Here is a 24,501-nt window from a genome sequence, read left to right on the forward strand (position 1 = left end):
CTCGGCACACCGGGTCCCAGAGCGTTACGAGAGACAGGACTACGAAGCAGCCATGGCGGGACAGAAGATCCGCATCCGGCTCAAGGCCTACGACCACGAGGTCATCGACTCCTCGGCGAAGAAGATCGTCGAGACGGTGACCCGTACTGGTGCGTCGGTCGCGGGCCCGGTGCCGCTGCCCACAGAGAAGAACGTGTACTGCGTCATCAAGTCGCCGCACAAGTACAAGGACTCGCGCGAGCACTTCGAGATGCGTACGCACAAGCGCCTCATCGACATCCTCGACCCCACGCCGAAGACCGTCGACTCGCTCATGCGTCTCGACCTGCCGGCCGGCGTCGACATCGAGATCAAGCTCTGAGGTGACGCGCGAGATGGCTAAGCAGATCAAGGGCGTCCTGGGCGAGAAGCTCGGTATGACGCAGGTGTGGGACGAGAACAACCGCGTCGTCCCGGTCACCGTCGTCAAGGCCGGTCCCTGCGTCGTGACCCAGGTCCGCACCGATGACTCCGACGGCTACAACGCCGTCCAGATCGCCTTCGGCGAGATCGACCCCCGCAAGGTGAACAAGCCCCTCAAGGGCCACTTCGCCAAGGCGGACGTCACCCCGCGCCGCCACCTGGTGGAGCTGCGTACCGCCGACGCCGGTGAGTACACGCTCGGCCAGGAGGTCACCGCCGAGGTGTTCGAGTCCGGTGTCAAGGTCGATGTGACCGGCACCAGCAAGGGCAAGGGCACCGCCGGTGTCATGAAGCGCCATGGCTTCGCGGGCCTCGGCGCCGGCCACGGCACCCAGCGCAAGCACCGCTCGCCGGGCTCCATCGGTGGCTGCGCCACCCCGGGCCGCGTGTTCAAGGGCCTGCGCATGGCGGGCCGCATGGGCAACGAGCGGGTCACCACCCAGAACCTGACCGTCCACGCCGTTGACGCGGAGAAGGGCCTGCTCCTGATCAAGGGAGCGGTTCCTGGTCCGAACGGCGGCCTCGTCCTGGTCCGTACCGCGGCCAAGGGGGCCTGAGGTAACCGATGAGCACCATTGACATCCTTTCGCCGGCAGGCGACAAGGCCGGGACCGTCGAGCTCCCCGCGGAGATCTTCGACGTGCAGGTCAGCGTTCCGCTGATCCACCAGGTCGTCGTCGCCCAGCTGGCCGCTGCCCGCCAGGGCACGCACAAGACCAAGACGCGCGGCGAGGTCCGCGGCGGTGGCAAGAAGCCGTACCGCCAGAAGGGCACCGGCCGAGCCCGTCAGGGTTCGACCCGTGCGCCGCAGTTCGCCGGCGGTGGCACCGTGCACGGTCCCGTGCCGCGTGACTACTCGCAGCGGACCCCGAAGAAGATGAAGGCCGCCGCCCTGCGCGGTGCCCTCTCCGACCGGGCGCGTCACAACCGCATCCATGTCGTCTCCGGCGTGGTCGAGGGCGAGGTCTCCACCAAGGCCGCCAAGACCCTGTTCGGCAAGATCAGCGAGCGCAAGAACCTGCTCCTGGTCGCCGACCGGTCCGACGAGGCCGCGTGGCTGTCCGCCCGCAACCTGCCCCAGGTGCACATCCTGGAGCCGGGCCAGCTGAACACGTACGACGTGCTCGTCTCCGACGACGTGGTCTTCACGCAGGCCGCCTACGAGGCCTTTGTGGCCGGACCGGCCAAGGCCGGCAAGGCCGTCGCCTCCGAGGCTGAGCTCGAAGGGAGCGACGCCTGATGAGTGAGGCGAGTGCCGTCAAGGCAGAGACTGCCGTGACCAGCAAGACCTTCACGGACCCCCGTGACGTTCTGCTCAAGCCGGTGGTGTCCGAGAAGAGCTACGCGCTGCTGGACGAGAACAAGTACACGTTCATCGTCGACCCGCGTGCCAACAAGACCCAGATCAAGCAGGCCGTCGAGGCGGTCTTCTCGGTCAAGGTCACCGGGGTGAACACGATCAACCGGCAGGGCAAGCGCAAGCGCACCCGTACCGGTTTCGGCAAGCGCAAGGACACCAAGCGCGCCATCGTGACCCTCGCCGAGGGCGACCGTATCGACATCTTCGGCGGCCCGGTCTCCTAATCAGGAGTCCGAGTCGTCCGGAATCGGACGAGGACTGAGAAATGGGTATCCGCAAGTACAAGCCGACGACCCCGGGCCGTCGTGGCTCCAGCGTCGCCGACTTCGTCGAGATCACGCGGTCCACGCCGGAGAAGTCGCTGGTCCGCCCGCTGCACAGCAAGGGCGGCCGTAACAACGCCGGTCGTGTGACCGTTCGCCACCAGGGCGGTGGCCACAAGCGCGCCTACCGAGTGATCGACTTCCGTCGTCACGACAAGGACGGCGTGCCGGCCAAGGTCGCGCACATCGAGTACGACCCGAACCGCACCGCGCGCATCGCGCTCCTGCACTACGCAGACGGCGAGAAGCGCTACATCCTCGCCCCGGCCAAGCTGGGCCAGGGCGACCGGATTGAGAACGGCGCAGGCGCCGACATCAAGCCGGGCAACAACCTCCCGCTGCGCAACATCCCGGTGGGTACGGTCATCCACGCCATCGAGCTGCGCCCCGGCGGCGGCGCGAAGATCGCCCGTTCCGCGGGCTCTTCCGTCCAGCTGCTGGCGAAGGAGGGCACCTACGCCCACCTCCGTATGCCCTCCGGCGAGGTCCGTCTGGTCGACATCCGCTGCCGCGCCACCGTTGGCGAGGTCGGCAACGCCGAGCAGTCGAACATCAACTGGGGCAAGGCCGGCCGTATGCGCTGGAAGGGCGTGCGCCCGACCGTCCGCGGTGTCGCCATGAACCCCGTTGACCACCCGCACGGTGGTGGTGAAGGCAAGACCTCCGGTGGTCGCCACCCGGTCTCGCCCTGGGGTCAGAAGGAGGGTCGTACTCGCTCGCCGAAGAAGGCCAGCAACAAGTACATCGTCCGCCGCCGCAAGACGAACAAGAAGCGCTAGGAGCGGGTTCAGATGCCGCGCAGTCTCAAGAAGGGGCCCTTCGTCGACGACCACCTGAGCAAGAAGGTGGACACGCAGAACGAAGCCGGCACCAAAAACGTCATCAAGACCTGGTCCCGCCGCTCGATGATCGTCCCGGCCATGCTCGGCCACACGATCGCGGTGCACGACGGCCGCAAGCACGTCCCGGTGTTCGTCACCGAGTCGATGGTCGGCCACAAGCTCGGCGAGTTTGCGCCGACCCGCACCTTCCGCGGCCACGTCAAGGACGACCGCAAGTCGAAGCGTCGCTGACAAGGCGGGGTGCGAAGACTATGACTGACACCGAAGGGACAACCATGGAAGCCAGGGCCCAGGCGCGGTACATCCGCGTCACGCCCATGAAGGCCCGCCGCGTGGTGGACCTCATCCGTGGCATGAACGCCACGGAGGCTCAGGCGGTCCTGCGTTTCGCCCCGCAGGCCGCGAGCGTGCCGGTGGGCAAGGTGCTGGACAGCGCCATTGCCAACGCCGCGCACAACTACGACCACACCGACGCCGACAGCCTCGTCATCTCCGAGGCGTACGTCGACGAGGGCCCGACCCTGAAGCGGTTCCGTCCGCGTGCCCAGGGCCGTGCCTACCGGATCCGCAAGCGGACCAGCCACATCACCGTGGTCGTCAGCAGCAAGGAAGGAACCCGGTAATGGGCCAGAAGGTTAACCCGCACGGGTTCCGGCTCGGCATCACCACGGACTTCAAGTCCCGCTGGTACGCCGACAAGCTGTACAAGGACTACGTCAAGGAAGACGTCGCCATCCGCCGGATGATGACGAAGGGCATGGAGCGTGCCGGTATCTCCAAGGTGGAGATCGAGCGCACCCGCGACCGTGTCCGCGTCGACATCCACACCGCCCGGCCGGGCATTGTCATCGGCCGTCGCGGCGCGGAGGCCGACCGTATCCGCGGCGAGCTGGAGAAGCTCACCGGCAAGCAGGTCCAGCTGAACATCCTCGAGGTCAAGAACCCCGAGACCGACGCTCAGCTGGTTGCCCAGGCCGTCGCCGAGCAGCTGTCCTCCCGCGTCTCCTTCCGTCGCGCCATGCGCAAGAGCATGCAGTCGACGATGAAGGCCGGCGCCAAGGGCATCAAGATCCAGTGCGGTGGCCGTCTCGGCGGCGCCGAGATGTCCCGCTCGGAGTTCTACCGCGAGGGCCGTGTGCCGCTGCACACGCTCCGTGCGAACGTCGACTACGGCTTCTTCGAGGCCAAGACGACCTTCGGCCGTATCGGTGTGAAGGTCTGGATCTACAAGGGCGACGTCAAGAACATCGCCGAGGTCCGCGCCGAGAACGCCGCTGCCCGCGCCGGCAACCGCCCGGCCCGCGGTGGCAACGACCGCCCGGCCCGTGGTGGCCGCGGTGGCGAGCGTGGCGGTCGCGGCCGTAAGCCGCAGCAGCAGTCGGCCACGGGCGCCGAGGCCAAGGCCGAGGCTCCTGCCGCTGCAGCCGCCGAGCCCAGCGCTGCTGGAAAGGAGAGCTGACCCATGCTGATCCCTCGTAGGGTCAAGCACCGCAAGCAGCACCACCCGAAGCGCAGCGGCATGGCCAAGGGCGGCACCGAGCTGGCGTTCGGCGAGTACGGCATCCAGGCGGTGACCCCGGCTTATGTGACGAACCGTCAGATCGAGTCGGCCCGTATCGCCATGACCCGGCACATCAAGCGTGGCGGCAAGGTCTGGATCAACATCTACCCGGACCGGCCGCTCACGAAGAAGCCCGCCGAGACCCGCATGGGTTCCGGTAAGGGTTCGCCGGAGTGGTGGATCGCGAACGTGAAGCCCGGTCGGGTGATGTTCGAGCTGTCCTACCCGAACGAGAAGGTTGCCAAGGAGGCGCTGACCCGCGCCGCCCACAAGCTTCCGATGAAGTGCCGGATCGTCCGGCGCGAGGCAGGTGAGTCGTGATGGCGGCGGGGACGACCAAGGCGTCCGAGCTGCGTGAGCTGAACAACGAGGAGCTCGTTGCGAAGCTGCGTGAGGCCAAGGAGGAGCTCTTCAACCTCCGCTTCCAGGCGGCGACCGGACAGCTCGAGAACCATGGCCGGCTGAAGGCCGTCCGCAAGGACATCGCCCGGATCTACACCCTGATGCGGGAGCGCGAGCTCGGCATCGAGACGGTGGAGAGCGCCTGATGAGCGAGACGAATGTGACTGAGACAAAGCAGGAGCGCGGATTCCGCAAGACCCGTGAGGGTCTTGTCGTCAGCGACAAGATGGACAAGACCGTCGTCGTCGCTGTCGAGGACCGTGTCAAGCACGCGCTGTACGGCAAGGTCATCCGCCGTACCAACAAGCTCAAGGCGCACGACGAGCAGAACGCCGCGGGTATCGGCGACCGTGTCCTCCTCATGGAGACCCGGCCGCTGTCCGCGACCAAGCGCTGGCGCGTCGTCGAGATCCTCGAGAAGGCCAAGTAGGACATTCCCGCAAGGGAATTCCGGAATATCCAGCCTGAGGGCAGCAGCCCGAAGGTCAGTTCCGCCAGGCTCGGCAGGGGCCGGAGTAATCCAGCCCCTGCCGGGAACCGGCAGACGATCAGGAGATAGACGTGATCCAGCAGGAGTCGCGACTGCGCGTCGCCGACAACACTGGTGCGAAGGAGATCCTTTGCATCCGTGTTCTCGGTGGTTCGGGTCGCCGCTACGCGGGCATCGGTGACGTCATTGTCGCCACCGTCAAGGACGCGATCCCCGGTGGCAACGTGAAGAAGGGTGACGTCATCAAGGCCGTCATCGTTCGCACCGTCAAGGAGCGCCGCCGTCCCGACGGCTCGTACATCCGCTTCGACGAGAACGCGGCCGTCATCCTCAAGAACGATGGCGACCCCCGCGGCACCCGAATCTTCGGCCCCGTGGGCCGGGAACTGCGCGAGAAGAAGTTCATGAAGATCATCTCGCTCGCGCCGGAGGTGCTGTAACCGATGAAGATCAAGAAGGGCGACCTGGTCCAGGTCATCACCGGCAAGGACAAGGGCAAGCAGGGCAAGGTCATTCAGGCCTTCCCCGCTGAGGACCGTGTTCTCGTCGAGGGTGTCAACCGGGTCAAGAAGCACACCAAGGCCGGTCAGACCGCCCGTGGTTCGAAGACCGGCGGCATCGTGACGACCGAGGCCCCCATCCACGTGAGCAATGTGTCGCTCGTCGTGGAGAAGGACGGCAACAAGGTCGTGACCCGCGTCGGGTACCGCTTCGACGACGAGGGCAACAAGATCCGCGTTGCCAAGCGGACCGGTGAGGACATCTGATGACTGCCACCACCACCAACGCGCCGCGCCTCAAGCAGCGCTACCGCGAGGACATCCAGGGCAAGCTGCGCGAGGAGTTCTCCTACGAGAACGTCATGCAGATCCCGGGTCTGACCAAGATCGTGGTCAACATGGGTGTGGGCGACGCCGCCCGCGACTCCAAGCTGATCGAGGGCGCCATCCGCGACCTCGCCACGATCACCGGCCAGAAGCCGTCCGTCACCAAGGCCCGTAAGTCCATCGCGCAGTTCAAGCTGCGTGAGGGCCAGCCGATCGGTGCCCACGTCACCCTCCGCGGTGACCGCATGTGGGAGTTCCTGGACCGGCTGCTGTCGCTCGCGCTGCCGCGCATCCGTGACTTCCGCGGTCTGTCGCCGAAGCAGTTCGACGGCCGGGGCAACTACACCTTCGGTCTCACGGAGCAGGTCATGTTCCACGAGATCGACCAGGACAAGATCGACCGGGTACGGGGCATGGACATCACCGTGGTCACCACGGCGTCCAACGACGACGAGGGCCGTGCCCTGCTGCGTCACCTCGGCTTCCCGTTCAAGGAGAACTGACCGTGGCGAAGAAGGCTCTGATCGCTAAGGCCGCCCGCAAGCCGAAGTTCGGTGTGCGCGCGTACACCCGCTGCCAGCGCTGTGGCCGGCCGCACTCCGTCTACCGCAAGTTCGGCCTGTGCCGCGTGTGCCTTCGTGAGATGGCTCACCGTGGCGAGCTGCCGGGCGTGACCAAGAGCTCCTGGTAACAGCCCCGTCCGATCTCCCACCAACGCCCTCGACGGGCGTCACGGCGGGAGACAGGAGGCTGGTACCCGGACTCTCTCGGTAAGCACATGGATGGCGAGGCCCGCCCCCGACACTCGCGTAGAGTGGAAGGGTTGGGCGCTCGCCGCCCATGGCCGCCCGCGGGCGAAGCCCGCAACTGACACCGACTACGCCGTAGGTCCCCGCGCCGCACCCGTCCCGACCTCGATCGGGGAGAGGGATGGCGCACATAGGAAACCCCGGCGAGAGAGGCCGAAGGCCATCATGACCATGACCGACCCGATCGCAGACATGTTGACCCGTCTGCGAAACGCAAACTCGGCTTACCACGACACCGTCGTGATGCCGCACAGCAAGATCAAGTCGCACATCGCGGAGATCCTCCAGCAGGAGGGCTTCATCACCGGCTGGAAGGTCGAGGACGCCGAGGTCGGCAAGAACCTCGTCCTCGAGCTGAAGTTCGGCCCCAACCGCGAGCGCTCGATCGCCGGCATCAAGCGGATTTCGAAGCCGGGCCTGCGGGTCTACGCAAAGTCCACCAATCTGCCGAAGGTGCTCGGCGGCCTGGGCGTGGCGATCATCTCCACGTCGCACGGTCTCCTCACCGACAAGCAGGCCAGCAAGAAGGGCGTGGGTGGGGAAGTCCTCGCCTACGTCTGGTAGTCGGGAACGGAGGAAAAGCTCATGTCGCGTATTGGCAAGCTGCCCATCCAGGTTCCCGCCGGTGTGGACGTCACCATCGATGGCCGGACGGTCTCGGTGAAGGGCCCCAAGGGTTCCCTCTCCCACACCGTCGCTGCGCCGATCGAGGTCGCCAAGGGTGAGGACGGCGTCATCTCCGTCACGCGCCCGAACGACGAGCGTCAGAACAAGGCCCTCCACGGCCTGTCCCGCACGCTGGTGGCGAACATGATCACCGGCGTGACCACGGGATACACCAAGGCGCTCGAGATCAGCGGTGTCGGCTACCGCGTCCAGGCGAAGGGCTCCAACCTGGAGTTCTCGCTCGGCTACAGCCACCCGATCCTCGTCGAGGCCCCGGAAGGCATCACGTTCAAGGTGGAGTCCCCGACCAAGCTGAGCGTCGAGGGCATCGACAAGCAGCAGGTCGGCGAGGTCGCCGCGAACATCCGTAAGCTGCGCAAGCCCGACCCGTACAAGGCCAAGGGCGTGAAGTACGCGGGCGAGGTCATCCGCCGCAAGGTCGGAAAGGCTGGTAAGTAAGCCATGGCATACGGTGTGAAGATCGCCAAGGGCAAGGCCTACAAGGGCGCTGCTCTCAAGCGTCGCCACATCCGCGTCCGTAAGCGGATCTCCGGTACGCCGGAGCGCCCCCGTCTGGTCGTGACGCGGTCCAACCGTCACATGGTGGCGCAGGTCATCGACGACATCGCGGGCCACACGCTCGCGTCGGCGTCGACGCTCGACGCTTCCATCCGCGGTGGCGAGGCCGACAAGAGCGCGCAGGCCCAGCAGGTCGGCGCCCTGGTCGCCGAGCGTGCCAAGGCTGCGGGCATCGAGGCCGTCGTGTTCGACCGCGGTGGCAACAAGTACGCCGGGCGCATCGCCGCTCTGGCCGACGCGGCCCGCGAGGCCGGGCTCAAGTTCTGAGCCGCCCGTCGCGCCAGCGACCGAGTGTCGCTGCGTAGCTAGCGGACCAACGAGAGAGGTAAATCCAATGGCTGGACCCCAGCGCCGCGGTGGCGGCGCCGGTGGCGGCGAGCGGCGGGACCGGAAGGACCGGCGGGACGGCGGCGCTGCCGCCGAGAAGACCGCTTACGTCGAGCGTGTCGTCGCGATCAACCGCGTCGCCAAGGTTGTGAAGGGTGGTCGTCGCTTCAGCTTCACCGCGCTGGTCGTGGTGGGCGACGGTGACGGCACCGTGGGTGTCGGATACGGCAAGGCCAAGGAGGTGCCGGCCGCCATCGCCAAGGGTGTGGAGGAGGCCAAGAAGCACTTCTTCAAGGTCCCCCGGATCCAGGGCACCATCCCGCACCCGATCCAGGGCGAGCAGGCAGCGGGCGTCGTCCTGCTCAAGCCGGCTTCCCCCGGTACCGGTGTGATCGCCGGTGGCCCGGTGCGCGCCGTGCTGGAGTGCGCGGGCATCCACGACGTGCTGAGCAAGTCGCTCGGCTCGTCGAACCCGATCAACATCGTGCACGCCACGGTGGCCGCTCTGCGAGGCCTTCAGCGCCCCGAGGAGATCGCCGCCCGTCGTGGCCTGCCGCTCGAGGACGTCGCTCCCGCAGCCCTGCTGCGTGCGCGTGCCGGGGTGGGTGCGTAAGCATGGCCCGCCTCAAGATCACGCAGACGAAGTCGTACATCGGCAGCAAGCAGAACCACCGCGACACGCTGCGTTCGCTCGGGCTGAAGCGCCTGAACGACGTCGTTGTCAAGGAGGACCGCCCCGAGATCCGCGGCATGGCCAACACCGTGCGGCACCTCGTGACGGTCGAGGAGGTCGACTGACATGGCGGAGCAGAAGCCGCTGAAGGTCCACAACCTCCGGCCCGCCCCGGGCGCCAAGACCGCCAAGACCCGTGTGGGTCGTGGTGAGGCGTCCAAGGGTAAGACCGCTGGTCGTGGCACCAAGGGCACCAAGGCCCGCTACCAGGTTCCGGAGCGCTTCGAGGGTGGGCAGATGCCCCTCCACATGCGTCTCCCGAAGCTCAAGGGCTTCAAGAACCCGTTCCGCACCGAGTTCCAGGTCGTGAACCTGGACAAGCTGGCCGCGCTCTACCCGCAGGGTGGCGAGGTCACGGTGGCCGACCTGGTCGCCAAGGGTGCGGTGCGTAAGAACCAGCTCGTCAAGGTGCTGGGCACCGGCGAGGTCTCCGTGGCGCTGCAGGTGACGGTCGACGCCGTCTCCGGCTCCGCCAAGGAGAAGATCACCGCCGCCGGCGGCACCGTCACCGAGCTCGTCTGAGCCCGATGACTCCTCCAACCGGGGATGCCCTCAAATGGGGCATCCCCGGTTGGTCGTTCCAAGGGGGGCACGTCCGCCGGTATGGTGGCGTGCACTGTTGCTGTATTTTCCGGGGCTTCCGGGCCCTTGCCGCTCGGTACGTCCGTGCGGCTTTTGACTGACCTGTAAACGCCGATCTTTTCGACCGTCACCTCTCGCGCCGATACGCGGGGGTCGCAGGAGGCACCGTGCTCACCGCGTTCGCCCGAGCGTTCAAGACGCCCGACCTGCGCAAAAAACTGCTGTTCACACTTGGCATCATCGTGCTCTTCCGGCTCGGGGCGCACATCCCGCTGCCCGGGATCAGCTACCCCGATGTCAACGCATGTATGAAGCAGGCCGAGGGCGCCCAGGGGCTCTTCGGCCTGGTCAACATGTTCAGCGGTGGCGCGCTGCTCCAGCTGACGATCTTCGCGCTCGGGATCATGCCGTACATCACGGCGAGCATCATCCTGCAGCTGCTGACCGTGGTGATCCCCCGGCTGGAGGCGCTCAAGAAGGAGGGCCAGTCCGGCCAGGCCAAGATCACGCAGTACACCCGCTATCTGACGGTGGCGCTGGCGGTGCTGCAGGGGACGGGTCTGGTGGCCACCGCCCGCAGCGGCTCGCTGTTCCCGCAGTGCGACCGGGCCGGGCAGATCATCCCCGACACGTCGGTCTTCATCACGATCACGATGGTCATCACCATGACCGCGGGCACCGCGCTGATCATGTGGCTCGGTGAGCTCGTCACCGACCGCGGTATCGGCAACGGCATGTCGATCCTGATGTTCGTCTCGATCGCGGCCGGCTTCCCGTCCGCGCTCTGGTCGATCAAGCAGCAGGGCAAGATCGCCGACGGCTGGGTCGAGTTCGGTGTCGTGATGCTGGTCGGCTTCGCGATGGTCGGTCTGGTGGTCTTCGTGGAGCAGGCCCAGCGCCGTATCCCCGTGCAGTACGCGAAGCGCATGATCGGTCGCAGGTCCTACGGCGGTACGTCCACGTACATCCCGTTGAAGGTGAACCAGGCGGGTGTGATTCCTGTCATCTTCGCGTCGTCGCTGCTCTACATCCCGGCCCTGCTCGTGCAATTCAGCGGGTCGAAATCGGGCTGGGCGACCTGGATCAGCACCCACCTCGTCAAGGGTGACCACCCGTATTACATGATCACGTACTTCATCCTGATCGTTTTCTTCGCGTTCTTCTATGTGGCGATCTCGTTCAACCCCGAGGAAGTCGCGGACAACATGAAGAAGTATGGTGGCTTCATCCCGGGCATCCGGGCTGGTCGACCTACTGCTGAGTACCTGAGCTATGTGCTCAACCGGATCACCTGGCCGGGGTCGCTGTACCTGGGCTTGATCGCACTTGTGCCAACGACGGCGTTGGCAGGTTTCGGAGCCAACCAGAACTTCCCGTTCGGCGGGACGAGCATCCTGATCATCGTGGGTGTGGGTCTGGAAACCGTGAAGCAGATCGAGAGCCAGCTTCAGCAGCGTAACTACGAAGGGTTCCTCCGCTGATGCGAATCGTCCTCGTCGGGCCGCCTGGTGCGGGCAAGGGTACGCAGGCCGCGTACCTCGCCAAGAACCTGTCCATCCCGCACATCTCCACGGGCGACCTCTTCCGCGCGAACATCAGCCAGGGGACTCCCCTGGGCAAGCAGGCGCAGGAGTACATGAAGGCCGGCCAGCTGGTGCCGGACGAGGTGACCATCGGGATGGCGAAATCCCGGCTGGAGGAGCAGGACGCCGCGCACGGCTTCCTGCTCGACGGGTTCCCCCGCAACCTCCACCAGGCCAAGGTCCTGGACGAGATCCTGGACGAGAAGGGCATCCGGCTCGACGCGGTGCTGGACCTGGAGGTCCCGGAGGACGAGGTCGTCAAGCGGATCGCGGGCCGCCGTATCTGCCGCAACGACAGCAGCCACGTCTTCCATGTGACCTACAGCCCGCCGAAGACCGAGGGTGTCTGTGACATCTGCGGCGGCGAGCTCTACCAGCGTGAGGACGACACCGAGGAGACCGTGCGCAAGCGCCTCGAGGTCTACCACCGCGAGACCGAGCCGATCATCGACTACTACAAGGCCCAGGGCCTGGTCGTGACCATCTCGGCGCTCGGCAAGGTGACCGAGGTGACCAAGCGGGCGATGGAAGCCCTCCGGCAGAGGACCGCCTGAGCGTACGAGGGTGTGACTACAGGCCGCGGTGTCCCGGACACCGCGGCCGTAGTGTTGTCGGACCGGTTACCGTAAGGACGGCAACCCCTTAATCGAGCAACCACAGCGGAGTGCAATCGCCTCCGCGAGAGCGTCGGTGGTTCGGACGCACAGAGGAGCAGGCAGGCCCATGGTGGAGATCAAGACCCCGGAGCAGATCGCGAAGATGCGCGAGGCGGGGCTGGTCGTGGCGAAGATCCACGCCGCGTGCCGTGAGGCCGCCGTCCCGGGTGCCACGACCAAGGACCTGGACGACGTGGCCCGGAAGGTCCTCGCCGAGCACGGCGCCAAGTCGAACTTCCTCGGTTACGGCGGCTTCCCCGCCACCATCTGCACCTCGGTGAACGATGTCGTGGTCCATGGCATCCCCGACACCGCGACGGTCCTGAAGGACGGCGACCTGCTCTCCGTCGATGCCGGCGCCATCGTCGACGGCTGGCACGGCGACGCGGCCATCACCGTCTTCGTGGGAACGGGCCACGCGCCGGAGCTGTACGAGCTCAGCCGGGTGACCGAGGAGTCCATGTGGGCCGGGATCGCCGCGGTCAGGAACGGCAACCGCCTCGTCGACATCTCGCGGGCCATCGAGGGCTACATCCGCCGCCAGCCGCGTCCGGCCACCGGCAAGTACGGGATCATCGAGGACTACGGCGGCCATGGCATCGGCTCCGAGATGCACATGGACCCGCACCTGCTGAACTATGTCGAGCGCAAGCGCGGCCGCGGCCCCAAGCTGGTGCCCGGCTTCTGCATCGCGATCGAGCCGATGGTGAGCCTCGGCACACCGCGGACCCATGTCCTCGAGGACGACTGGACCGTCAAGACCGACGACGGGACGTGGAGCAGCCACTGGGAGCACTCGGTCGCGCTGACCGAGAACGGCCCGCTGGTGCTGACGGCCGTCGACGGCGGCCGGGCCAAGCTCGCCGAGTACGGCATCACGACCGCGCCGGACCCCGTCTCCGGGTCCTGAGGGCCGGGAAAGTCCCCAGGCTTAACGATCTAGGGTTATGGGCATCCTCCCTCGATTCGTCTTTCCGGATGCCCTGACGTAGACTGATGCGTCGGCTCTCGTGCATCCGTGTGTCCGCATGCGTACGAGGGCCGATCAAGGTAGCCGATTCGAAGGGCGAAGCGTGGCCAAGAAGCAAGGTGCCATCGAGATTGAGGGCACCGTGATCGAGTCCCTGCCGAACGCCATGTTCAAGGTGGAGCTCCAGAACGGTCACAAGGTCCTCGCGCACATCAGCGGCAAGATGCGGATGCACTACATCCGTATCCTTCCCGATGACCGGGTCGTGGTGGAGCTGTCTCCGTACGACCTGACGCGCGGCCGGATCGTCTACCGCTACAAGTAGATCTTGCCGACACCCCTGTGCGGGTGGTGGCACTGACCCGGAGAACCTCACATCCCATGAAGGTCAAGCCGAGCGTCAAGAAGATCTGCGACAAGTGCAAGGTGATCCGCCGCCACGGCCGGGTCATGGTCATCTGCGACAACCTGCGCCACAAGCAGCGCCAGGGCTGACGTACGACCTGCACCTTTCGCAGATCTTCGCGCGACGCACAACACGTACATACGCAGACACCCGACCCCTCGCGTCGCCGCGCGGGGACGACACCCCCGGCTCGGAGGCCGGGGACCCGGCTCGTAATGCTGAAGAGTCTTACGGGAACGGTGCTGCGGAAGACCTCCGAATAGTCATCAGGAGCCACATCCATGGCACGCCTCGAAGGCGTTGATCTCCCGCGCGACAAGCGCGTTGAGGTCGCCCTCACCTATGTCTTCGGCATCGGTCGCACCCTGGCGCAGCGGACTCTCGCCGCCACCGGTGTGAACCCGGACACCCGCGTTCGCGACCTGGCCGAGGAAGACCTCGTCAAGATCCGCGAGTACGTGGACAACAACATCAAGACCGAGGGTGACCTCCGTCGCGAGATCCAGGCCGACATCCGCCGCAAGGTCGAGATCGGCTGCTACCAGGGCCTGCGCCACCGCCGGGGTCTGCCGGTGCACGGCCAGCGCACCAGCACGAACGCCCGTACCCGCAAGGGCCCGCGTCGCGCGATCGCCGGCAAGAAGAAGCCGGGCAAGAAGTAGTCCTCACCGGACGCTGCCAAGCGGTCCGAGCTGTAGGACCGACCACCTCCACGGGAGTTACCAAGTATGCCTCCGAAGAGCCGTACGGCCGGCGCCAAGAAGGTGCGCCGCAAGGAGAAGAAGAACGTCGCCCACGGGCACGCTTACATCAAGAGCACGTTCAACAACACGATCGTCTCGATCACCGACCCGACCGGGAATGTGATCTCTTGGGCCTCTGCCGGCCACGTCGGCTTCAAGGGCTCGCGCAAGTCCACCCCCTTCGCCGCGCAGATGGCCGCCGAGTCGGCCGCCCGCCGGGCGCAGGAGCACGGCATGCGCAGGGTGGACGTCTTCGTGAAGGGTCCCGGCTCCGGCCGTGAGACCGCGATCCGCTCCCTCCAGGCCACCGGCCTCGAGGTCGGTTCGATCCAGGACGTCACCCCCACCCCGCACAACGGATGCCGCCCGCCCAAGCGCCGCCGCGTCTGACCATCTGAAGTAGGAGACACGACACACAATGGCGCGTTACACCGGGGCCGACTGCAAGCGTTGCCGTCGGGAGAAGCAGAAGCTCTTCCTCAAGGGGAGCAAGTGCGAGAGCGCGAAGTGCCCGATCGAGATCCGTCCTTACCCCCCGGGTGAGCACGGTCGCGGGCGCACCAAGGACAGCGAGTACCTGCTGCAGAAGCGTGAGAAGCAGAAGGCTGCCCGCATCTACGGCGTCCTTGAGAAGCAGTTCCGTGGCTACTTCGAGGAGGCGAACAGGAAGTCCGGCAAGACCGGTGAGAACCTGCTCCGCATCCTCGAGACCCGCCTCGACAACGTGGTCTACCGGGCCGGCTTCGCCAAGTCCCGCGACCACGCCCGTCAGCTGGTCCGCCACGGCCACATCAATGTGAACGGCCGCAAGACCGACATCCCGTCGGCCCGCGTCGCCGCGAACGACATCATCGAGGTTCGCAAGTCCTCGCTCGAGATGACCCCCTTCGTGGTCGCCCGTGCGGAGGCCGGCGAGCGCACCGTCCCGGCGTGGCTCGAGGCCATTCCGTCGAAGATGCGCATCCTCGTGCACTCGCTGCCCGAGCGCCAGGTGATCGACACCCAGGTGCAGGAGCAGCTGATCGTCGAGCTCTACTCCAAGTAGCAGAGCGAAGGCGGACGGGCGGTACGGCCTCATACGGGCCGTATCGCCCGTACCCTTGCAGTATCCGGGCTCCCGCCCGGGGCCATCGGCGTCAAATAGCGGGCGCCGAAGACTGGAGGAAATCCCATGCTCATCGCTCAGCGTCCCTCGCTGACCGAAGAGGTCGTCGACGAATACCGCTCCCGGTTCGTGATCGAGCCGCTGGAGCCGGGCTTCGGCTACACCCTCGGCAACTCCCTGCGTCGTACGCTCCTCTCCTCGATCCCCGGTGCCGCTGTCACCAGCATCCGGATCGACGGGGTCCTGCACGAGTTCACCACCGTGCCGGGCGTCAAGGAGGACGTGACCGACCTCATCCTCAACATCAAGCAGCTGGTCGTCTCCTCGGAGCACGACGAGCCGGTCGTGATGTACCTGCGCAAGCAGGGCCCCGGCCTGGTCACCGCTGCTGACATCGCCCCGCCGGCCGGTGTCGAGGTGCACAACCCCGACCTGGTCCTCGCCGCCCTGAACGGCAAGGGCAAGCTGGAGATGGAGCTGACCGTCGAGCGCGGTCGCGGCTATGTCTCCGCCGTGCAGAACAAGCAGCTGGGCCAGGAGATCGGCCGGATCCCGGTCGACTCCATCTACAGCCCGGTGCTCAAGGTCACCTACAAGGTCGAGGCGACCCGTGTCGAGCAGCGCACCGACTTCGACAAGCTGATCGTCGACGTCGAGACCAAGCAGGCCATGCGTCCGCGCGATGCCATGGCGTCGGCCGGTAAGACCCTGGTCGAGCTGTTCGGTCTGGCCCGCGAGCTCAACATCGACGCCGAGGGCATCGACATGGGCCCGTCGCCGACGGACGCCGCCCTGGCCGCCGACCTGGCGCTGCCGATCGAGGAGCTCGAGCTCACGGTCCGCTCGTACAACTGCCTGAAGCGCGAGGGCATCCACTCCGTGGGTGAGCTCGTGGCGCGTTCCGAGGCGGACCTGCTCGACATCCGCAACTTCGGTGCGAAGTCGATCGACGAGGTCAAGGCGAAGCTGGCCGGCATGGGCCTGGCCCTGAAGGACAGCCCGCCCGGATTCGACCCGACCGCCGCCGCCGACGCCTTCGGTGCCGACGACGACGCGGACGCCGGTTTCGTGGAGACCGAGCAGTACTGACCGCCGGCTGCGGGTGCGGCCGGGTTTCGGGCGTCCTGGCGTCGCCGGGGCGCCCTGGGCTGCCGCTCCGCCGCGGCTGAGGCTCTGGCCTCGACCTCCCCGGCTCACGCCGGGAGGGGCCCCTGCCGGGCTCGACCGTGCCCGGCAGGTGTGGGCCCCACCGCAAGATTCCGTGCGGGCAAACGCTCGTACGGACCCTGACACCGGTACCTGATACGGCCGGTGCAGACACCGAGGAGAAACACCATGCCGAAGCCCGCCAAGGGCGCCCGTCTGGGCGGCAGCGCTGCGCACGAGCGGCTCATGCTGGCGAACCTCGCCACCGCGCTGTTCGAGCACGGCCGCATCACGACCACCGAGGCCAAGGCCCGCCGCCTGCGCCCGGTGGCCGAGCGTCTGATCACCAAGGCGAAGAAGGGCGACCTTCACAACCGCCGTCTGGTGCTCCAGACCGTCCGCGACAAGGGTGTCGTCCACACCCTCTTCACGGAGATCGGCCCGCGCTACGAGAACCGTCCGGGTGGCTACACCCGGATCACCAAGATCGGCAACCGTCGTGGCGACAACGCCCCGATGGCGGTCATCGAGCTGGTCGAGGCACTGACCGTGCAGCAGACCGCCGTGGGTGAGGCCGAGGCCGCCACCAAGCGCTCCGCCAAGGACGCCGCCGGTGACCAGGCCGCCGCGGACCTCAAGAAGACCGACGAGGTCAAGGACGAGGCCCCGGCCGAGTCCGCCGAGGAAGCGGCTGAGGACGCCAAGGACGCCAAGGACGCCTGAGCCGTCCCGATGGCTGACACGGACGGGCCCGCTCCCAGTTTCTGGGGGCGGGCCCGTTCCGCATGGAGAGGATCGTGTGGGTGAGTACAGGGCTTTCCGGGGGGCCCGGGGTGGAGCCCGGCAGGAACGGGGGGCGGCCCCCGGGAGAACGCGGCGTACGGGTCCGGCTGGATCTTTCGTACGACGGCAAGGACTTCTCGGGCTGGGCGCGGCAGCGGGAGCGGCGGACGGTGCAGGGCGAGGTCGAGAGCGCCCTGCAGACGGTGATGCGGCTGCCCGAGCCGGTCGAGCTGACCGTGGCGGGGCGTACGGACGCGGGGGTGCACGCGCGCGGACAGGTCGCGCATGTGGACCTGGCGGAGGACGTCTGGGCCGAGCACCGGGAGAAGCTGCTGAGGCGGCTGGCGGGGCGGCTGCCGCACGATGTCCGGGTCTGGTCGGTGGAGGAGGCCCCGCCGGGCTTCGACGCGCGTTTCTCGGCGATCTGGCGGCGCTACGCCTACCGGGTCGGTGACCACAGGGGCGGCGTGGACCCGCTGCGGCGCGGCTATGTGCTGTGGCACGACTGGCCGCTGGACATCGACCTCATGAACGAGGCGGCGGAGAGGCTCCTCGGTGAGCACGACTTCGCGGCGTACTGCAAGAAGCGCGAGGGCGCGACGACGATCCGTAGGCTGCTCGATCTGCGCTGGGAGCGGGCCGAGGGAGGGCTTGCGGTCGCGACCGTACGGGCCGACGCCTTCTGCCACAACATGGTGCGGGCTCTGGTGGGCTCCCTGTTGCTGGTCGGCGACGGGCACCGGCCGGTGGGCTTCCCCGGCGAAGTCCTGGCGGGCCGGGTACGGCACTCGGCTGTCAACGTCGTACGGCCCCATGGGCTGACGCTGGAGGAGGTCGGCTATCCGCCCGACGACCAGCTCGCGGCCCGTAACCTCGCGGCGCGGAACAAGCGCTCGCTGCCGGGCGCGGCGGAGGCGGGCGCTCGGGCGGGCTGCTGCTGACCGGGGCGAGCGGGCGTGCCGGTCTCGGTGAGACGGGGGTGCCGGTGTCGGTTGAAACGGGCATGCCGGTCTCGTTGAAACGGGGAGTGCCGGGTGCGGGCTCGGCCGCGCCCGGTCTCCTGTCGCGCGGCCCGTCCGGTCTCACCGGGCGCGGCCGTCCGGTCTCGGAGGGCCGTCCGGTCGCTGCCGGTGAGCCCCGTGGCCGGGGGGTGGAGGTGGACGACGGTCACGCCGTGACCCGTCACCGACGAGGCGTAAGTCCGCCGCGGCCCCCGGTCGTTGGCGGGAAACCGGTACCGGCATAGTTCTGGCCATGCACACTGTCGCTGTTCTGGCTCTGGACGGGGTCATCGCCTTCGATCTGTCGACCCCGGTGGAGGTGTTCAGCCGTTCGCGGCTGCCCGACGGGCGCGCCGCCTACCGGGTGCGGATCTGTGCGGCGACGCCGGAGGTCGACGCCGGAGTGTTCGCCCTCCGCGCGCCGTGGGGCCTGGAGGAGCTGGCCGAGGCGCACACGATCATCGTGCCGGGCGTGGCCGACCTCGCCGCTCCGGTGGCCGGTGAGGTGCTCGACGCGCTGCGACGGGCCGCCGGGGCCGGCACCCGTATCGCCTCGATCTGCACGGGGGCCTTCGTTCTCGCCGCGACCGGTGTGCTGGACGGGCGGCGGGCCACCACCCACTGGATCGCCGCCGGACTCCTGGCCGCCCGGCACCCCTCCGTCGAGGTGGACCCCGATGTGCTGTACGTGGACAACGGGCAGTTCCTGACCTCCGCCGGGGCCGCCGCGGGGCTCGACCTCTGTCTGCACATGATCCGGTGTGACCATGGCTCGGCCGTCGCCGCCGACGCCGCCCGGCTCTCGGTGATGCCGCTGGAGCGCGAGGGAGGGCAGGCCCAGTTCATCGTCCACGAGCAGCCCCCCTCGCCCCGCGGGTCCCTCATGGAGCCGGTGCTGCGGTGGATGGAGGAGAACTGCGGCAAGGAGCTGACCCTCGACGACATCGCCGCCCACGCCGGGATGAGCACGCGTACGCTCAACCGGCGGTTCCGGGAGCAGACCGGCACCACGCCCCTGCAGTGGCTGCATCGCGCACGGATCCGCCGGGCCCAGCATCTGCTGGAGACCACCGCGCACCCCGTCGACCGCATCGCCGCCCAGGTCGGGTTCGGATCACCGACGGCCTTCCGCGACCGCTTCAAGCGTGTGACGGGTACGAGCCCCCACGCCTACCGCCGCGCCTTCGGGTGAGGCGGCCATCCGGCCCGCGGTGGCCGCGGGGGTGACCGGTCAGCGGGACTGCGCCGTGGCCGCCGCCGAAGCCTGGCGTTCGCCGCGCTCGACGATCCGGGCGAAGGTGTAGTCGGCGATGTCCTTGCCCGCCTGGCGTGCCTTGGTGTCGGAGTCCACGACGGCCTTGCCGGAGGTGTAGCCGGAGACCGTGAAGTAGGCGTAGCGGCCGATGGAGTTGGCCGAGAGCCGGCAGGCCGTCGCACGGCAGAAGGCCGGTACACCGTTGCCTGCGAGCGACTGGATGTTGCCGGACGCCTGCTCCTTGGCCTTGGTCGCCTGCGCCTGGGTGTCGAACACCGCGACGCCGATGGTCACGGCCACGCCGCTCTTCTGGAACGTGGCGCGGATCACCTGGGTGCAGTCGTTGCCGGTGAGGGCGGGGGCGAGGCGGCCGGAGGCGGCGGCCGCGCAGCTCTTGGTGGCGCTGGTGGCGCCCTTCTTGTACGAGCCCGCCCCGGTCGACATGGTGTCGGCGGGGAACAGCGTGCCCGCGCTGAGCGGCGCGGTGTCCTTCTCCTTGCTGGCTATGAACTCCCGCGGGTCCGGCGGGGGAGGCGGCGTGACGTCGGAGAAGGAGGGCTCGGGCTGCTGCGGCTCGCTGGGCAGGCTCTGCGGTGACGGCAGCCCCTTCCCGCCGTCGTCCGCGCCCGTGGAGTTGACCACGGCCGTCGCGACCACGACGGCCACCGCCGCCGTCGCCAGCGCGCCGCCGCCGATCAGCACCCACTTACGGCGCCGGTTGCGGGCGGCCGTGCGGTCCGCCAGCGCGCCCCAGTCCGGAGTCGCCCGGCTCGATTCGCCAGGGCCGAAAGGCCCCCCATCCCCAAAGCTCATGGCGCGCATCTTAATCCGCTCGGAGTACGGTGCGTTCAGCGGTGACCATCCGGGTCCACGGTCCGTCCCGTCCCGGAGCGGTACGGGTGGCGTACCGCCTCGGCGACGGACGCGGGCCGCTCACCGGACGCTCTCGCGCGGAGCCGGTGGGGGAGGAGGGCGCCAGGAAGGGCCGTCCGTCGGCGTACGGTGGTCCGTTCGCTGCGCGCGGTGACCCGTACGGGTGGTCGCGGATCTCGGACGGCCATGCTCCGCCGGTCCGGATCGTCGGTCGGGGCGCGTTTTGACCCGTGCGGGGCCGGGCCGGTATTCTGCCAGTTCGTTATGCGTACTGGCTTGCTCGTTCTCACGTGAGAGGCCGTTACGCCGGTCCACCGGGCCGATGACCAGCGGCAGGCATACGGGTTGCGTCCCCGGGTGCCGCCAGGGCTGTCGTGATCGTCCGGGTGGCCTTGTAAGGACCTGTCCCCCGCAGCCCTGGCGGGCTGGGGGAGACCCCATCACTGCAGAAGCGAAGGCTACGACCGTGCGTACGTACAGCCCCAAGCCCGGCGATATCCAGCGCCAGTGGCACATCATTGACGCGCAGGACGTTGTCCTGGGCCGTCTGGCGACCCAGGCCGCGACCCTTCTCCGGGGCAAGCACAAGCCGGTTTACGCGCCCCACGTCGACGCTGGTGACTTCGTGATCGTCATCAACGCCGACAAGGTGCACCTCTCCGGCAACAAGCGCAGCCAGAAGCTGGCCTACCGCCACTCCGGCTACCCGGGCGGCCTCCGGTCCGTCCGCTACGACGAGCTGCTGGAGAAGAACCCCGAGAAGGCCGTCGAGAAGGCCATCAAGGGCATGCTCCCGAAGAACTCGCTGGGCCGCCAGATGCTCTCGAAGCTGAAGGTCTACGCGGGCGCCGAGCACCCGCACGCTGCCCAGCAGCCGGTCCCGTTCGAGATCACCCAGGTCGCGCAGTAGTCCCGGCCACCCCTAAGACGAAGAGAATCTGAGGAGAATCGTGGCCGAGACCACCGCCGAGACCCCCATCGAGGTCGAGGAGTACACCACCGAGACCGTCGAGTCGGAGTACACCTCCGAGTCGCTCGCGTCCCGCTTCGGCGACCCGCAGCCGGCCGCCGGCCTCGGGCGTCGCAAGAACGCCATCGCCCGTGTCCGTATCGTTCCGGGCAGCGGCCAGTGGAAGATCAACGGGCGCACCCTCGAGGAGTACTTCCCCAACAAGGTGCACCAGCAGGAAGTCAACGAGCCCTTCAAGGTGCTCGAGCTGGACGACCGCTACGACGTCATCGCCCGTATCGCCGGTGGCGGCGTCTCCGGCCAGGCCGGTGCGCTGCGTCTGGGTGTCGCCCGTGCGCTGAACGAGGCGGACGTGGACAACAACCGCGGACCGCTGAAGAAGGCCGGCTTCCTGAGCCGCGACGACCGCGCGGTCGAGCGGAAGAAGGCCGGTCTGAAGAAGGCCCGTAAGGCGCCGCAGTACAGCAAGCGCTAGTCGATCATCCAGCGCTTTGTCGCGCTGGCGTTCGATGGACCGCCCCGGCGGCACACCATGTGCTGCCGGGGCGTTCGTTTACGGCCAGCCAGGAGCGTATACAGACAGAGAGCGCTCAAGGCCGACAGTTTCGAAGCAACTCGGAGGACACCAGTGGTACGACTCTTCGGCACGGACGGTGTGCGCGGTGTCGCCAACGCGGATCTGACGGCGGAGCTCGCGCTCGGTCTGTCGGTCGCGGCGGCGCATGTGCTCGCCGAAGCGGGCACGTTCGACGGCCATCGGCCGACGGCGGTGGTGGGGCGTGATCCGCGCGCGTCCGGAGAGTTCCTGGAAGCCGCTGTCGTGGCGGGTCTCGCGAGCGCGGGCGTGGACGTCCTGCGCGTCGGTGTGCTGCCCACCCCGGCGGTGGCGTATCTCACCGGTGCGCTGGGCGCCGACCTCGGCGTGATGCTCTCCGCGAGCCACAACCCGATGCCGGACAACGGTGTCAAGTTCTTCGCGCGCGGCGGGCACAAACTCGCGGACGAGCTGGAGGACCGTATCGAGGCGGTGTACGGCGCGCACGCGTCGGGAGAGCCGTGGGACCGGCCGACGGGCGCGGGCGTGGGGCGCGTACGGACGTACGACGAGGGCTTCGACAACTACGTCGCGCATCTCATCGGGGTGCTGCCGAACCGGCTCGACGGTCTCAAGGTCGTCCTCGACGAAGCACACGGCGCGGCGGCGCGGGTCTCCCCGGAGGCCTTCGCACGCGCCGGTGCCGATGTCATCACCATCGGGGCGGACCCGGACGGCCTCAACATCAACGACGGCTGCGGCTCGACCCATCTGGGCCTGCTGAAGACCGCGGTCGTCGAGCACGGCGCGGACCTGGGCATCGCGCACGACGGTGACGCGGACCGCTGCCTGGCGGTGGACGCGGACGGCAACGAGGTCGACGGCGACCAGATCCTGGCCGTCCTCGCCCTGGCGATGCGCGAGGACGGCGGCCTGCGGAAGAACACCGTGGTCGGCACGGTGATGTCGAACCTGGGTTTCAAGCTGGCCATGGAGCGCGAGGGCGTGGAGCTGGTGCAGACCGCGGTCGGCGACCGGTACGTCCTGGAGTCGATGAAGGAGCACGGCTTCGCGCTCGGCGGCGAGCAGTCCGGCCATGTGATCGTCCTCGACCACGCGACCACCGGGGACGGCACACTGACCGGGCTGCTGCTGGCGGCACGGGTGGCGGCCACCGGCCGTAGCCTCGCGGAGCTGGCCGGTGTCATGGAGCGGCTGCCGCAGGTGCTGATCAACGTTCCGGACGTGGACAGGTCGCGGGTCACGACGTCGGAGGAGCTGTCGGTGGCCGTGGCGGACGCGGAGCGGGAGCTGGGCTCCACGGGGCGGGTGCTGCTGCGCCCGTCCGGTACGGAGCCGCTGGTGCGGGTGATGGTGGAGGCCGCCGACATCGACCAGGCCCGTTCGGTGGCCGGCCGGCTGGCCGACGTGGTGAAGTCCGCGCTGGGCTGACGGCACCCGCCGCATCCCCGTGATCTGAGATCACTCGGCTGTCGGCACACTCCCCGGGGAACCGGATCGAGGAGCGGCGGTGCCCCGGGTACCGCCCACTACGGGCGGGACGAGGCCCTGCCCGCGCTGACCGTGCGCTTGCGCTGTTTCCTCCAGAGGAACTTCTGGACGATCAGCGTGAGTGTCCCGGCGATGACGATCCCGGCGAGGTTGAGCAACAGCTGCTCGCTGGAACCCCGGGCCTGGGTGAATTCGCCGTAGCTCAGAGCCACGGCGGCGTTGGCGGCGGCCGGGACGGTGGTCACGGAGATCGCGACTCCCACCAGCGCTCCGGACTTCGAGGAGGTCAGGGAGAGCGTTCCGGCGATCCCGGCGAGTACGGCCACCACGAAGGAGAACGGGTCCGGCTGCCAGATGAAGTCGGTGTTCGGGCGGTCGGCCGTCACGTCGTCGGGATGGAAGAGGCCGAGGCCGTCCATCATCAGGCTGAACCCCGTGGTCAGCACCATGGCGACCGCGAATCCGAGCAGCAGTGCGATCAGCGAGCGCCAGGCGAGCCTGGGAGCCCGCTGCACCATGGCCGTGCAGAGGCCCGCGAGCGGACCGAACTCCGGGCCGACGGCCATGGCGCCCACGATCAGGATGGCGTTGTCGAGCACCACACCACAGGCCGCGATCATGGTCGCGAGCGACAGGAACGCCAGGTAGGTGGCCGAGAGCGTGGACTCCTCATGGGTGGCGTCCTCGAGGTGCTGCCACAGCACGGCGTCGGCGCCCTCGCCCGGAGCCTCGAGCTCCGCCCGGTCCGCCCTCCTGGACAGCGAGAGGTCGATGCTCTCGACGGCGATCGAACCGGACTCCTCGATACCCCGCTTGCGCAGCTCGCTCAGCAGCTCGTCGGCCGCCTCCCGCGCGACGTCGCACAGCACGACGTCCCCGGCGGGATCGCGAGCGGCGCCCGCCAGTACCGCCAGGTGCGTGGTGCCGACGGTCCGTTGCAGCAGGGAGACGACCTCGTCGGTGCGGTCGCCGGGGACCATCAGGCGGAGATGCAGCATGG

General features: G+C 68.1%; 38 protein-coding genes. 36 read left to right on the top strand and 2 right to left on the bottom strand.

From position 1 onward, the window contains the following. Positions 1 to 52: 52 nt before the first annotated feature. From rpsJ to ACTWQE_RS03975, 33 genes are all read left to right on the top strand, one after another. Positions 53 to 361: a 30S ribosomal protein S10 gene (gene rpsJ, locus ACTWQE_RS03815; protein ID WP_003948644.1), complete on the top strand. Its 309-nt coding sequence runs from the start codon at positions 53 to 55 to the stop codon at positions 359 to 361. A 13-nt stretch (positions 362 to 374) separates the two neighbouring features. Next, positions 375 to 1,019, top strand: a complete 645-nt coding sequence (gene rplC / locus ACTWQE_RS03820; RefSeq protein ID WP_443327354.1) for a 50S ribosomal protein L3 — start codon at positions 375 to 377, stop codon at positions 1,017 to 1,019. Between the two features lie 8 nt (positions 1,020 to 1,027). After that, positions 1,028 to 1,702, top strand: a complete 675-nt coding sequence (gene rplD, locus ACTWQE_RS03825) for a 50S ribosomal protein L4 (RefSeq protein ID WP_443327355.1) — start codon at positions 1,028 to 1,030, stop codon at positions 1,700 to 1,702. Next, entirely contained in the window at positions 1,702 to 2,046 is a 345-nt protein-coding gene (rplW, locus tag ACTWQE_RS03830; RefSeq protein WP_443327356.1) for a 50S ribosomal protein L23, read from the top strand. Before rplD ends, rplW begins: the two co-directional genes overlap by 1 nt. Positions 2,047 to 2,087: 41 nt before the next feature. Continuing rightward, on the top strand, positions 2,088 to 2,924 hold the full coding sequence (rplB, locus tag ACTWQE_RS03835) for a 50S ribosomal protein L2 (RefSeq protein WP_351511158.1): 837 nt from the start codon (positions 2,088 to 2,090) through the stop codon (positions 2,922 to 2,924). Between the two features lie 12 nt (positions 2,925 to 2,936). Next, positions 2,937 to 3,218, top strand: coding sequence for a 30S ribosomal protein S19 (rpsS, locus tag ACTWQE_RS03840; protein ID WP_443327357.1), 282 nt, complete (start codon positions 2,937 to 2,939; stop codon positions 3,216 to 3,218). 44 nt (positions 3,219 to 3,262) lie between these two features. Continuing rightward, positions 3,263 to 3,610, top strand: coding sequence for a 50S ribosomal protein L22 (rplV, locus tag ACTWQE_RS03845; RefSeq protein WP_044571671.1), 348 nt, complete (start codon positions 3,263 to 3,265; stop codon positions 3,608 to 3,610). After that, positions 3,610 to 4,446 carry a 30S ribosomal protein S3 gene (gene rpsC / locus ACTWQE_RS03850; protein WP_443327358.1) on the top strand — a complete coding sequence of 279 codons (837 nt, stop codon included), beginning with the start codon at positions 3,610 to 3,612 and terminating at the stop codon, positions 4,444 to 4,446. The genes rplV and rpsC overlap by 1 nt, the downstream gene beginning before the upstream one ends. A 3-nt stretch (positions 4,447 to 4,449) precedes the next feature. Next, positions 4,450 to 4,869: a 50S ribosomal protein L16 gene (gene rplP / locus ACTWQE_RS03855; protein WP_356186927.1), complete on the top strand. Its 420-nt coding sequence runs from the start codon at positions 4,450 to 4,452 to the stop codon at positions 4,867 to 4,869. Continuing rightward, the gene (gene rpmC / locus ACTWQE_RS03860) at positions 4,869 to 5,096 is read left to right on the top strand and encodes a 50S ribosomal protein L29 (protein WP_443327359.1); all 228 of its coding nucleotides are present in this window, start codon (positions 4,869 to 4,871) and stop codon (positions 5,094 to 5,096) included. Before rplP ends, rpmC begins: the two co-directional genes overlap by 1 nt. Further along, the gene (gene rpsQ / locus ACTWQE_RS03865) at positions 5,096 to 5,380 is read left to right on the top strand and encodes a 30S ribosomal protein S17 (protein WP_443327360.1); all 285 of its coding nucleotides are present in this window, start codon (positions 5,096 to 5,098) and stop codon (positions 5,378 to 5,380) included. The genes rpmC and rpsQ overlap by 1 nt, the downstream gene beginning before the upstream one ends. 131 nt (positions 5,381 to 5,511) lie before the next feature. Next, on the top strand, positions 5,512 to 5,880 hold the full coding sequence (rplN, locus tag ACTWQE_RS03870) for a 50S ribosomal protein L14 (protein WP_003992364.1): 369 nt from the start codon (positions 5,512 to 5,514) through the stop codon (positions 5,878 to 5,880). A 3-nt stretch (positions 5,881 to 5,883) separates the two neighbouring features. Next, on the top strand, positions 5,884 to 6,207 hold the full coding sequence (gene rplX, locus ACTWQE_RS03875; protein WP_443327361.1) for a 50S ribosomal protein L24: 324 nt from the start codon (positions 5,884 to 5,886) through the stop codon (positions 6,205 to 6,207). Beyond that, positions 6,207 to 6,770, top strand: a complete 564-nt coding sequence (gene rplE / locus ACTWQE_RS03880; protein ID WP_443327362.1) for a 50S ribosomal protein L5 — start codon at positions 6,207 to 6,209, stop codon at positions 6,768 to 6,770. Before rplX ends, rplE begins: the two co-directional genes overlap by 1 nt. 2 nt (positions 6,771 to 6,772) lie before the next feature. Further along, positions 6,773 to 6,958 (top strand): type Z 30S ribosomal protein S14, encoded by a 186-nt coding sequence (locus tag ACTWQE_RS03885; RefSeq protein WP_003956452.1) that lies wholly within the window; start codon positions 6,773 to 6,775, stop codon positions 6,956 to 6,958. 283 nt (positions 6,959 to 7,241) lie between these two features. Further along, complete coding sequence (gene rpsH / locus ACTWQE_RS03890) at positions 7,242 to 7,640, top strand: 30S ribosomal protein S8 (protein WP_443327363.1); 399 nt, start codon at positions 7,242 to 7,244, stop codon at positions 7,638 to 7,640. 21 nt (positions 7,641 to 7,661) lie between these two features. Next, the gene (rplF, locus tag ACTWQE_RS03895) at positions 7,662 to 8,201 is read left to right on the top strand and encodes a 50S ribosomal protein L6 (RefSeq protein WP_443327364.1); all 540 of its coding nucleotides are present in this window, start codon (positions 7,662 to 7,664) and stop codon (positions 8,199 to 8,201) included. Positions 8,202 to 8,204: 3 nt separating this feature from the next. Further along, entirely contained in the window at positions 8,205 to 8,588 is a 384-nt protein-coding gene (gene rplR, locus ACTWQE_RS03900; RefSeq protein WP_443327365.1) for a 50S ribosomal protein L18, read from the top strand. A gap of 67 nt (positions 8,589 to 8,655) precedes the next feature. Next, positions 8,656 to 9,261, top strand: coding sequence for a 30S ribosomal protein S5 (gene rpsE, locus ACTWQE_RS03905; protein ID WP_443327366.1), 606 nt, complete (start codon positions 8,656 to 8,658; stop codon positions 9,259 to 9,261). Positions 9,262 to 9,263: 2 nt separating this feature from the next. Next, a complete protein-coding gene (rpmD, locus tag ACTWQE_RS03910) occupies positions 9,264 to 9,446 on the top strand; it encodes a 50S ribosomal protein L30 (protein WP_351511179.1) in 183 nt (60 codons plus the stop codon). A gap of 1 nt (position 9,447) precedes the next feature. Then, entirely contained in the window at positions 9,448 to 9,903 is a 456-nt protein-coding gene (gene rplO / locus ACTWQE_RS03915; RefSeq protein ID WP_443327367.1) for a 50S ribosomal protein L15, read from the top strand. A gap of 227 nt (positions 9,904 to 10,130) precedes the next feature. After that, positions 10,131 to 11,444: a preprotein translocase subunit SecY gene (secY, locus tag ACTWQE_RS03920; protein WP_443327368.1), complete on the top strand. Its 1,314-nt coding sequence runs from the start codon at positions 10,131 to 10,133 to the stop codon at positions 11,442 to 11,444. After that, entirely contained in the window at positions 11,444 to 12,100 is a 657-nt protein-coding gene (locus ACTWQE_RS03925; protein ID WP_443327369.1) for an adenylate kinase, read from the top strand. Before secY ends, ACTWQE_RS03925 begins: the two co-directional genes overlap by 1 nt. Before the next feature lie 169 nt (positions 12,101 to 12,269). Continuing rightward, on the top strand, positions 12,270 to 13,112 hold the full coding sequence (gene map, locus ACTWQE_RS03930; protein WP_443327370.1) for a type I methionyl aminopeptidase: 843 nt from the start codon (positions 12,270 to 12,272) through the stop codon (positions 13,110 to 13,112). Positions 13,113 to 13,275: 163 nt separating this feature from the next. Then, complete coding sequence (gene infA, locus ACTWQE_RS03935) at positions 13,276 to 13,497, top strand: translation initiation factor IF-1 (RefSeq protein ID WP_003956442.1); 222 nt, start codon at positions 13,276 to 13,278, stop codon at positions 13,495 to 13,497. A gap of 56 nt (positions 13,498 to 13,553) precedes the next feature. Then, positions 13,554 to 13,667, top strand: coding sequence for a 50S ribosomal protein L36 (rpmJ, locus tag ACTWQE_RS03940; RefSeq protein ID WP_003956441.1), 114 nt, complete (start codon positions 13,554 to 13,556; stop codon positions 13,665 to 13,667). A 192-nt stretch (positions 13,668 to 13,859) separates the two neighbouring features. Next, on the top strand, positions 13,860 to 14,240 hold the full coding sequence (gene rpsM, locus ACTWQE_RS03945; RefSeq protein ID WP_443327371.1) for a 30S ribosomal protein S13: 381 nt from the start codon (positions 13,860 to 13,862) through the stop codon (positions 14,238 to 14,240). 66 nt (positions 14,241 to 14,306) lie between these two features. Beyond that, the gene (gene rpsK, locus ACTWQE_RS03950; RefSeq protein ID WP_443327372.1) at positions 14,307 to 14,711 is read left to right on the top strand and encodes a 30S ribosomal protein S11; all 405 of its coding nucleotides are present in this window, start codon (positions 14,307 to 14,309) and stop codon (positions 14,709 to 14,711) included. Between the two features lie 28 nt (positions 14,712 to 14,739). Continuing rightward, positions 14,740 to 15,366 (top strand): 30S ribosomal protein S4, encoded by a 627-nt coding sequence (rpsD, locus tag ACTWQE_RS03955; RefSeq protein WP_443327373.1) that lies wholly within the window; start codon positions 14,740 to 14,742, stop codon positions 15,364 to 15,366. Between the two features lie 126 nt (positions 15,367 to 15,492). After that, positions 15,493 to 16,515 carry a DNA-directed RNA polymerase subunit alpha gene (locus ACTWQE_RS03960; RefSeq protein WP_443327374.1) on the top strand — a complete coding sequence of 341 codons (1,023 nt, stop codon included), beginning with the start codon at positions 15,493 to 15,495 and terminating at the stop codon, positions 16,513 to 16,515. Positions 16,516 to 16,761: 246 nt separating this feature from the next. Then, the gene (gene rplQ, locus ACTWQE_RS03965) at positions 16,762 to 17,295 is read left to right on the top strand and encodes a 50S ribosomal protein L17 (RefSeq protein WP_443327375.1); all 534 of its coding nucleotides are present in this window, start codon (positions 16,762 to 16,764) and stop codon (positions 17,293 to 17,295) included. Between the two features lie 110 nt (positions 17,296 to 17,405). Beyond that, positions 17,406 to 18,296 carry a tRNA pseudouridine(38-40) synthase TruA gene (gene truA, locus ACTWQE_RS03970; protein WP_443327417.1) on the top strand — a complete coding sequence of 297 codons (891 nt, stop codon included), beginning with the start codon at positions 17,406 to 17,408 and terminating at the stop codon, positions 18,294 to 18,296. A gap of 313 nt (positions 18,297 to 18,609) precedes the next feature. Further along, entirely contained in the window at positions 18,610 to 19,548 is a 939-nt protein-coding gene (locus ACTWQE_RS03975) for a GlxA family transcriptional regulator (RefSeq protein WP_443327376.1), read from the top strand. Positions 19,549 to 19,587: 39 nt separating this feature from the next. Here the strand turns inward: ACTWQE_RS03975 and ACTWQE_RS03980 are convergent, their stop codons facing one another. Beyond that, positions 19,588 to 20,424, bottom strand: coding sequence for a hypothetical protein (locus ACTWQE_RS03980; RefSeq protein ID WP_443327377.1), 837 nt, complete (start codon positions 20,422 to 20,424; stop codon positions 19,588 to 19,590). Between the two features lie 526 nt (positions 20,425 to 20,950). Here ACTWQE_RS03980 and rplM point away from each other — a divergent pair. The 3 genes from rplM to glmM all read left to right on the top strand — a co-directional run bounded on the left by rplM (position 20,951) and on the right by glmM (position 23,441). Beyond that, complete coding sequence (rplM, locus tag ACTWQE_RS03985; RefSeq protein WP_443327378.1) at positions 20,951 to 21,394, top strand: 50S ribosomal protein L13; 444 nt, start codon at positions 20,951 to 20,953, stop codon at positions 21,392 to 21,394. Between the two features lie 40 nt (positions 21,395 to 21,434). Next, a complete protein-coding gene (gene rpsI, locus ACTWQE_RS03990; RefSeq protein ID WP_443327379.1) occupies positions 21,435 to 21,929 on the top strand; it encodes a 30S ribosomal protein S9 in 495 nt (164 codons plus the stop codon). 153 nt (positions 21,930 to 22,082) lie between these two features. After that, positions 22,083 to 23,441, top strand: coding sequence for a phosphoglucosamine mutase (gene glmM, locus ACTWQE_RS03995; RefSeq protein ID WP_443327380.1), 1,359 nt, complete (start codon positions 22,083 to 22,085; stop codon positions 23,439 to 23,441). A 98-nt stretch (positions 23,442 to 23,539) separates the two neighbouring features. On the opposite strand, the gene ACTWQE_RS04000 is transcribed toward glmM, so the two are convergent. Further along, positions 23,540 to 24,499, bottom strand: a complete 960-nt coding sequence (locus tag ACTWQE_RS04000; protein ID WP_443327381.1) for a DUF389 domain-containing protein — start codon at positions 24,497 to 24,499, stop codon at positions 23,540 to 23,542. Positions 24,500 to 24,501 lie beyond the last annotated feature (2 nt).

Origin of the sequence: Streptomyces sp. 8N706 (assembly GCF_052245415.1) — a bacterium.
GTDB lineage: Bacteria > Actinomycetota > Actinomycetes > Streptomycetales > Streptomycetaceae > Streptomyces.

Bases quoted from the DNA above. Each gene is read 5' to 3' on its own strand.
- rpsJ (WP_003948644.1), top strand. From the start codon at position 53: ATGGCGGGACAGAAGATCCGCATCCGGCTCAAGGCCTACGACCACGAG.
- rplC (WP_443327354.1), top strand. From the start codon at position 375: ATGGCTAAGCAGATCAAGGGCGTCCTGGGCGAGAAGCTCGGTATGACG.
- rplD (WP_443327355.1), top strand. From the start codon at position 1,028: ATGAGCACCATTGACATCCTTTCGCCGGCAGGCGACAAGGCCGGGACC.
- rplW (WP_443327356.1), top strand. From the start codon at position 1,702: ATGAGTGAGGCGAGTGCCGTCAAGGCAGAGACTGCCGTGACCAGCAAG.
- rplB (WP_351511158.1), top strand. From the start codon at position 2,088: ATGGGTATCCGCAAGTACAAGCCGACGACCCCGGGCCGTCGTGGCTCC.
- rpsS (WP_443327357.1), top strand. From the start codon at position 2,937: ATGCCGCGCAGTCTCAAGAAGGGGCCCTTCGTCGACGACCACCTGAGC.
- rplV (WP_044571671.1), top strand. From the start codon at position 3,263: ATGGAAGCCAGGGCCCAGGCGCGGTACATCCGCGTCACGCCCATGAAG.
- rpsC (WP_443327358.1), top strand. From the start codon at position 3,610: ATGGGCCAGAAGGTTAACCCGCACGGGTTCCGGCTCGGCATCACCACG.
- rplP (WP_356186927.1), top strand. From the start codon at position 4,450: ATGCTGATCCCTCGTAGGGTCAAGCACCGCAAGCAGCACCACCCGAAG.
- rpmC (WP_443327359.1), top strand. From the start codon at position 4,869: ATGGCGGCGGGGACGACCAAGGCGTCCGAGCTGCGTGAGCTGAACAAC.
- rpsQ (WP_443327360.1), top strand. From the start codon at position 5,096: ATGAGCGAGACGAATGTGACTGAGACAAAGCAGGAGCGCGGATTCCGC.
- rplX (WP_443327361.1), top strand. From the start codon at position 5,884: ATGAAGATCAAGAAGGGCGACCTGGTCCAGGTCATCACCGGCAAGGAC.
- rplE (WP_443327362.1), top strand. From the start codon at position 6,207: ATGACTGCCACCACCACCAACGCGCCGCGCCTCAAGCAGCGCTACCGC.
- rpsH (WP_443327363.1), top strand. From the start codon at position 7,242: ATGACCATGACCGACCCGATCGCAGACATGTTGACCCGTCTGCGAAAC.
- rplF (WP_443327364.1), top strand. From the start codon at position 7,662: ATGTCGCGTATTGGCAAGCTGCCCATCCAGGTTCCCGCCGGTGTGGAC.
- rplR (WP_443327365.1), top strand. From the start codon at position 8,205: ATGGCATACGGTGTGAAGATCGCCAAGGGCAAGGCCTACAAGGGCGCT.
- rpsE (WP_443327366.1), top strand. From the start codon at position 8,656: ATGGCTGGACCCCAGCGCCGCGGTGGCGGCGCCGGTGGCGGCGAGCGG.
- rpmD (WP_351511179.1), top strand. From the start codon at position 9,264: ATGGCCCGCCTCAAGATCACGCAGACGAAGTCGTACATCGGCAGCAAG.
- rplO (WP_443327367.1), top strand. From the start codon at position 9,448: ATGGCGGAGCAGAAGCCGCTGAAGGTCCACAACCTCCGGCCCGCCCCG.
- ACTWQE_RS03925 (WP_443327369.1), top strand. From the start codon at position 11,444: ATGCGAATCGTCCTCGTCGGGCCGCCTGGTGCGGGCAAGGGTACGCAG.
- map (WP_443327370.1), top strand. From the start codon at position 12,270: ATGGTGGAGATCAAGACCCCGGAGCAGATCGCGAAGATGCGCGAGGCG.
- rpmJ (WP_003956441.1), top strand. From the start codon at position 13,554: ATGAAGGTCAAGCCGAGCGTCAAGAAGATCTGCGACAAGTGCAAGGTG.
- rpsM (WP_443327371.1), top strand. From the start codon at position 13,860: ATGGCACGCCTCGAAGGCGTTGATCTCCCGCGCGACAAGCGCGTTGAG.
- rpsK (WP_443327372.1), top strand. From the start codon at position 14,307: ATGCCTCCGAAGAGCCGTACGGCCGGCGCCAAGAAGGTGCGCCGCAAG.
- rpsD (WP_443327373.1), top strand. From the start codon at position 14,740: ATGGCGCGTTACACCGGGGCCGACTGCAAGCGTTGCCGTCGGGAGAAG.
- ACTWQE_RS03960 (WP_443327374.1), top strand. From the start codon at position 15,493: ATGCTCATCGCTCAGCGTCCCTCGCTGACCGAAGAGGTCGTCGACGAA.
- rplQ (WP_443327375.1), top strand. From the start codon at position 16,762: ATGCCGAAGCCCGCCAAGGGCGCCCGTCTGGGCGGCAGCGCTGCGCAC.
- ACTWQE_RS03975 (WP_443327376.1), top strand. From the start codon at position 18,610: ATGCACACTGTCGCTGTTCTGGCTCTGGACGGGGTCATCGCCTTCGAT.
- ACTWQE_RS03980 (WP_443327377.1), bottom strand. From the start codon at position 20,424: ATGAGCTTTGGGGATGGGGGGCCTTTCGGCCCTGGCGAATCGAGCCGG.
- ACTWQE_RS04000 (WP_443327381.1), bottom strand. From the start codon at position 24,499: ATGCTGCATCTCCGCCTGATGGTCCCCGGCGACCGCACCGACGAGGTC.